The 6,418-nt window shown below is 28.4% G+C and carries 5 protein-coding genes; 4 read left to right on the top strand and 1 reads right to left on the bottom strand.

The annotated features are described in order from the left end of the window. Positions 1-168: 168 nt before the first annotated feature. Entirely contained in the window at positions 169-957 is a 789-nt protein-coding gene (locus U9R42_00085) for a helical backbone metal receptor (GenBank protein MEA3494417.1), read from the bottom strand. 130 nt (positions 958-1,087) lie between these two features. Here U9R42_00085 and U9R42_00080 point away from each other — a divergent pair, with 130 nt between their 5' ends. The 4 genes from U9R42_00080 to U9R42_00065 are packed head-to-tail and all read left to right on the top strand — an operon-like array spanning position 1,088 to position 6,286. After that, complete coding sequence (locus U9R42_00080) at positions 1,088-2,335, top strand: pitrilysin family protein (GenBank protein ID MEA3494416.1); 1,248 nt, start codon at positions 1,088-1,090, stop codon at positions 2,333-2,335. Positions 2,336-2,372: 37 nt separating this feature from the next. Beyond that, positions 2,373-4,523 (top strand): LysM peptidoglycan-binding domain-containing protein, encoded by a 2,151-nt coding sequence (locus tag U9R42_00075; GenBank protein ID MEA3494415.1) that lies wholly within the window; start codon positions 2,373-2,375, stop codon positions 4,521-4,523. 38 nt (positions 4,524-4,561) lie between these two features. Next, positions 4,562-5,395, top strand: coding sequence for an SDR family oxidoreductase (locus U9R42_00070; GenBank protein MEA3494414.1), 834 nt, complete (start codon positions 4,562-4,564; stop codon positions 5,393-5,395). A 12-nt stretch (positions 5,396-5,407) separates the two neighbouring features. Next, entirely contained in the window at positions 5,408-6,286 is an 879-nt protein-coding gene (locus U9R42_00065) for a glycerophosphodiester phosphodiesterase (GenBank protein MEA3494413.1), read from the top strand. Positions 6,287-6,418: the final 132 nt, after the last annotated feature.

The following is a 6,418-nucleotide window of genomic DNA, read 5'->3' as shown; positions in this document are numbered from 1 at the left end:
TCTTTAGCATAGCCATCCGCGTGTCGCTGAAGCTTTAGCGGAGGCACAAGCTACGGTAAATAATTTTAACGCAGTATAAAGGAAAAAGATAAATAAATTTGTAATGATAATTAGAGAACGCACTACTTAGTTAGGACATTAAAGAGTTATTCATTGTTATTAGTTTTTTCAACCCATCAAATCATTTTTCAATTCTTTAAAATAATCAATAGCTTCAAGTAATCTACTGCCGTACCATCCGAATAGTTCTCCATTGACGAGAATGATTTTTGATTCAGAGCAAAGCTTTTTGTATTTGCCAATGTGTTCAATTGCAAACGGACATGGCTCGGATGACAAAAAAATAAAGTTGCTTTTTGAATTTGTTAGTTGTTTGTCAGTAACCAAAGGGTAACGATCAAGATGACTGAATGCATTTATAAAACCTATTTTTGAGATTATATCATTTATGTAGGTGTTTTTAGCAACTATCATTACAGGATTCTCCCAAATTAAATAAGTAATTGTTTTTTTCGTTGCTTTATTTAATGTTTTGAATCCTTTTACAATTTTGTTGTTCAATTCTTTGGACATATTAACTTTGTTGAAAATATTTCCAAAAGCACTGTTTAAATCTAAACAATCATTTAAAGAATTAACATCTGTTAATAAAATTTTAAAATCAATTGCAAGTGTTTCAATCTGCATTTTTAAGTTTTCTTCTTTTGAAGCAATAATAATATCAGGATTTAACATTCTTATCTTTTCAATATCAACTGTTTTTGTACCTCCGATTTTAGGAATATCTTTTGTTACGCTCTTGGGGTGAATGCAATATTTTGTGATTCCTTTGATATTATTTTTTAAACCAAAGTAAAATAGTGATTCCGTAATTGATGGAACAAGTGAAACTATTTTTGTTGATGAGTCTTTGAAATTGAAATTATTGCTAATGCTTTTTATAGAAAATATATTCATTATATAAAATTTTTTGTTTTGGATGTGGATAAATACAGTAATTGTTTAAAAATTATGTTTACTTCTAGCACATTACATTTAACTTTGTAAGTTTTAAAAAGGGCATAATTTAGAATTAATTTATTAAAAATTGAATACGAATAATAATAATATTGATAATGAACACATTTTTAAACTTGATAATGGGTTAAGAATTATTTTAACTCAAAAATCTAGAGCAGAAATTGTTCATTGCAGTATGATGATAGGTGCAGGAAGTAGTGATGAGAATATTAGGAATAATGGAATAGCTCACTTTATTGAACACATGGTTTTTAAAAGAACAAAAACACGCAAATCTTTTCAGATATTGAACAGACTTGAAACTATTGGGGGTGAAATTAATGCCTATACCACCAGAGAAAAAACTTGCTTTTATACATCTACTGAAAAAAAATATTTTGAAAGGTCAATGGAACTTTTAACTGATATTGTTTTCAAATCGGTATTTCTTGAAAAAGATATTGAAAAAGAAAAAAAAGTTGTTCTTGAAGAAATTGAAATGTATGAAGATAGTCCTGATGAAAGTATTTTTGATGAATTCCATGAAAAAATATTTAAAGGGTCGCCACTGTCTTATAACATACTGGGTAAAAAATCAACGATTAATAAATTTTCACGAAAAGATATTTTAGATTTTATGAAAAAAAATTATACTACCGACAATATTGTAATTTCGATAGTTGGTAGTATATCTCCTAAAAAACTTGAGAATGTGATAAATAAATATCTAAAAGACATCCCTGCTTCTAAAAAAGAAAGAAAAAGAATAAATAGTACAAATTATAAAAGCTTTGTTATTGATTTGAAAAAGAAATACTCACAAACTCATTGCATGATTGGAAATATTGCATATTCGGGTTTTGATAAAAAAAGATTTGGGTTATTACTTTTAAATAATGTGATTGGCGGTGAGTGGATGAGTTCCAGATTAAATATGTCTATTAGAGAAAAAAATGCTTTTGCTTACAATGTAAATTCTACCTACAGTATTTATGGTAGCTCAGGATTATTCTCCGTACATTTTGGTACGGATATAAAATATTTGCAAAGAAGTAAAAATTTAGTTGATAAAGAATTTAAATTATTGCGTGAAAAGAAGTTGACGAAAGTTCAATTAAATCGTTCAAAAAGACAGCTTAAAGGGAAATATGCATACATCAATGATAGTAATTCTTGGTTGATGATTACAAAAGCAACAAATCTTTTAGAAAAAAATTATATTTACACTAAGGAAGAGTTTTTCTCAAATATTGAAGAAATAACTTCTGAGGGTATTATTAAAATTGCAAATGAAGTATTATGTGAAAAAACATTAAGTACTTTGATATATAAATAAAATTATTAACTTTGAACATTAATTATAAAATATTTTAATGATGAACAAAACATTCAGAACAACATTGTTTCTTGGCGTTATTCTCATTTTTTTAAATTCTTGTAGCTCATCTAAAAAAGTTACAACAACTAAATATGTTGACCCTTATCAAGGGAAAACTATTAATGACCTTAATGTTACAGATAGGTATATTAAAACATACAGAGATGTGGCAATTAAAGAAATGAATCGTGCAAGAGTTCCTGCAAGTATTACACTAGGGCAGGGGATTTTAGAATCAGGAAATGGTAATAGCTATCTTGCTTCAAAAGGGAATAATCATTTTGGGATAAAGTGTAAAGGTAATTGGAATGGAGAAAAAATATACTTTGACGATGACGAAAAAAATGAATGCTTTAGAAAATATAAATCAGCAAATGCTTCTTTTAAAGATCATTCTGAATTTTTGAAAAACAATAAAAGATATAGCGACTTGTTTAAGCTTGATTCTAAGGATTATAAGGCATGGGCAATAGGTTTGAAAAAAGCAGGATATGCAACGCGAAGAAACTATGCTGAATTGCTAATAGGTGTTATTGAAAAACACCAACTATATATTTATGATGAACAAGCTGTTGAAAATATGGTTGCAAGTTCGGAAGGTCTGTATAAAGAATTTGACTACAATAAAATTAATGCAACAAAGGTTTATGCGGGAGATACTTACAAGAAAATTGCAAGTATTAAAGATATTGATTTACAAAGCTTACTTGAATACAATGACCTTAGTGAAGACAGAAGTCTTAAAAAAGGTGAAATAATTTATTTAGGAAAAAAGAGATCAAAAGCTAAAGAATCATTTCACATTATCAAAAATGAGGATAGAATGTATAGTGTTTCTCAGGATTATGGATTAAGATTAAATAAATTATATGAATATAATCTTATTGAAGAAGGTGATGAGCCTGCAATTGGTGAAATTATTTATTTGAGAAGTCAAAGAAAAAAATCACCGGAAGTAAGAATAATTGTGGATTTGCCTGTAGAAAAAAAGAAAGAAAAAGTTGTAATTGCTGAAAATAATGATGAAACAAAAATTGAATCTCCAAAAAAAGAAGTGGTAAATAAAGAAATAAATAATGAGCAAGGAGATGTTATTATTATTGAATCATCAAATAACTCAGAGAAAAAAGAAAATGAAATTGTTATAAATGATAATACAGCTTTTGAAGAAGTTTCAGTAAAAAGCGAAGTAGATAAAAAGGAAATAGTAAAAGGTGAGAGCGTAAATGATGTATTAAATGAAATTGAAAAAAATGATAATCAGGTGGAGATAGAAATTGATGTTGTTGAAAAACCAACAAAGAATTCAAATGGAAACGTTGAAATGTCGGGAGTGAATTTTCATTTTGTTAAAAAAGGAGAAACATTATTTTCTATATCAAAATTGCACAATGTAGATGTTGATGAAATAAAAGAATGGAATAAATTGTCAAAGGCTGTTTTAAGTATTGGAGATACCCTTATAATTAAGGCAAAAGGTCAGAAGATTGCAGAAAAACCAAAAACTGAGATTACCATAAAAGAAACAAAAAAGCCTGAAAATACTAATGCTGTTGCAGAAGAAACATCTGTTGGTGGGGATTTAGGAATTGTACATATTGTAAAAGATGGAGAGTCTCTTTATACTATTTCACGAAAATATGAAAAAACAATTATTGATATTATTTCTTTGAATAAACTTGAAGAATATGAATTGACAACAGGGCAGAGGTTGGTAATTGAGTTGCCTAAAGGTGCAAAAACAGCTTCTAATGATCCCTTTATCCATGATGTTGTTAAAAAAGCAAATATTGAATCGGGAAAAACAGAAAGTTATCATGAAGTAAAAAAAGGAGAAACTTTGTATTCAATTTCACGTCAGTATAAAATGACTGTTAGTAAACTAAAAAGTATTAATAATCTTGCAACTAATAATTTAAGATTAGGACAAAAACTAGCTGTTGAAGGAGTTACTAAAACTAACAATCTGAAATCAACAACAAAATCAACAACAAAATCTGCAACCAAATATCATACAGTTCAACGTGATGATACATTGTATTCAATTTCCAGAAAGTATAATATTACAGTTAATAAACTAAAGGAGTTGAATTCATTACAAGGGAATCTTGTTCGTATTGGACAAAAGTTGATAATTGAAAAATAATAGCAAAAGTTTTTTTTTGAAATTGTGTATTTTCTTTAATGAAAAAGATAAGCTACATGATATTTTATGAAAAAAAAGTAACAATTGTAACGGGTGCTTCATCAGGGATTGGAAAAGCATCTGCTATTGAATTTGCTAAGCAGGGTAGCAATCTTGTAATAGTAGCTCGGGATGAAAAACGATTAATAGATACTGAATCTCAGTGTAAAATATTTGGCGTTGAAGTATTAGTTGTGAAAGCTGATGTTTCCAAAGAAGTGGATTGTAAAAGGATAATTAATAGCACAATAAAAAAATTTGATAGAATTGATGTTTTGGTAAATAATGCAGGAATATCAATGCGAGCATTATTTGGAAATACCGACTTATCAGTACTAAAAAAGGTTATGGATGTAAACTTCTGGGGAACAGTTTATTGTACAAAATTTGCTTTGCCATATCTTCTTAAAACTAATGGTTCGGTAGTAGGTGTTATTTCAACTGCGGGATTTAGAGGCTTGCCAGGAAGAACTGCTTATTCAGCTTCTAAATTTGCAATTAATGGATTTTTAGAAACTTTAAGAACTGAATATTTAAAAACAGGATTGCATGTACTAATTGTTGCACCAGGATTTACATCTTCAAATATACGTGTTACAGCTCTTACGGGAGACGGTAGTAAACAAGGTTGCACACCAAAGGATGAAAGTAGAATGATGACTCCGGAAGGAGTAGCAAAAAAATTAGTACGTTCAGTTAAAAAACAAAAAAAATATTTGATAATGACTTCAATGGGTCGTGCTGTTTATGTGTTAAATAAGTTCTTTCCAAGATCAATGGATACTCTTGTCTATTGGTATTTTTCCAGAGAAAATGATTCACCTTTTAAATAATGTTCATCTATTATGAAATACATACTTTTTATTTTAGTAATTTTAATTACAATTTTTAGTGCTTGTGGACCAGATGATCCACCAGATCCTGTTGACGATAAACCTAGAGTTAAGATTCTTGGACATAAGGGCAGTGGTTCATCTTGGATACATGAAGAATTTCTTGAAAATACAATTCCATCGATAACTAATGCGATAAAATCATTTGATGGTGTGGAAGTAGATGTTCAGATGAGCAAAGATGGAACACCATGGTTGTATCATGATCGTGCTATAAATGGAAATACATGCGATTCTACAATATTAATTTGCATTCCCCAATCAACAGATTATCAAATAAGTTCCTTGCAAATTTGTTATGATGACAAGAAAGATAGAGTATATACACTTCAAAAACTATTACAATTATTTGGTTTTAGTACTGAGAAATTTTATATTTCCTTAGATGTAAAATCACATTTTTTTGATGACTGTTTTTTAAATGGCAGACCTCCTGATAGTTATTTTTATCAAATGGCAGATACAATTATTAGTTTGATAGATTTTTATGATGCTCATAGTTACGTTTTAATAGAATCAGACAAAGATTTATTTTTGGATTATATTGAAAATGTTGATTCAAATGTACTGACTTGCAGACTGGGATATAGTGGTATTTATTATAATTTAGAAAAAGTTAGAAGTCATAATTATGATGGTATTTCAATGAAATTTACAGATGAAACATTAGTAACAGAAATTGTTGACAGTGCCCGTAAAGCAGGTGTAATCATTCAACTTTGGACCCCTTATTCAAGTGATGATATTCGGAAAGCTATTAAATTAAAACCAAGTTTCATACAAGTTGATAGAGTTTTTGACCTTGAGGATTTTGATTTAACTTATGAATGATGCAAAGTTGAAATAAAATTTTTAAGTTCTGGGATTTTGTGATTGATATTACTTTCTGAAGTAAATTTACAGATATAATTTTATAAAAACATCACAATTTAATAACACACAAATAGCTTAATTATAATATTT

Source organism: Bacteroidota bacterium (assembly GCA_034723125.1).
Taxonomy (GTDB): domain Bacteria; phylum Bacteroidota; class Bacteroidia; order CAILMK01; family JAAYUY01; genus JAYEOP01.
Note: the sequence above shows the minus strand (reverse complement) of the source record. Positions and strands in the feature narration are given on the sequence as shown.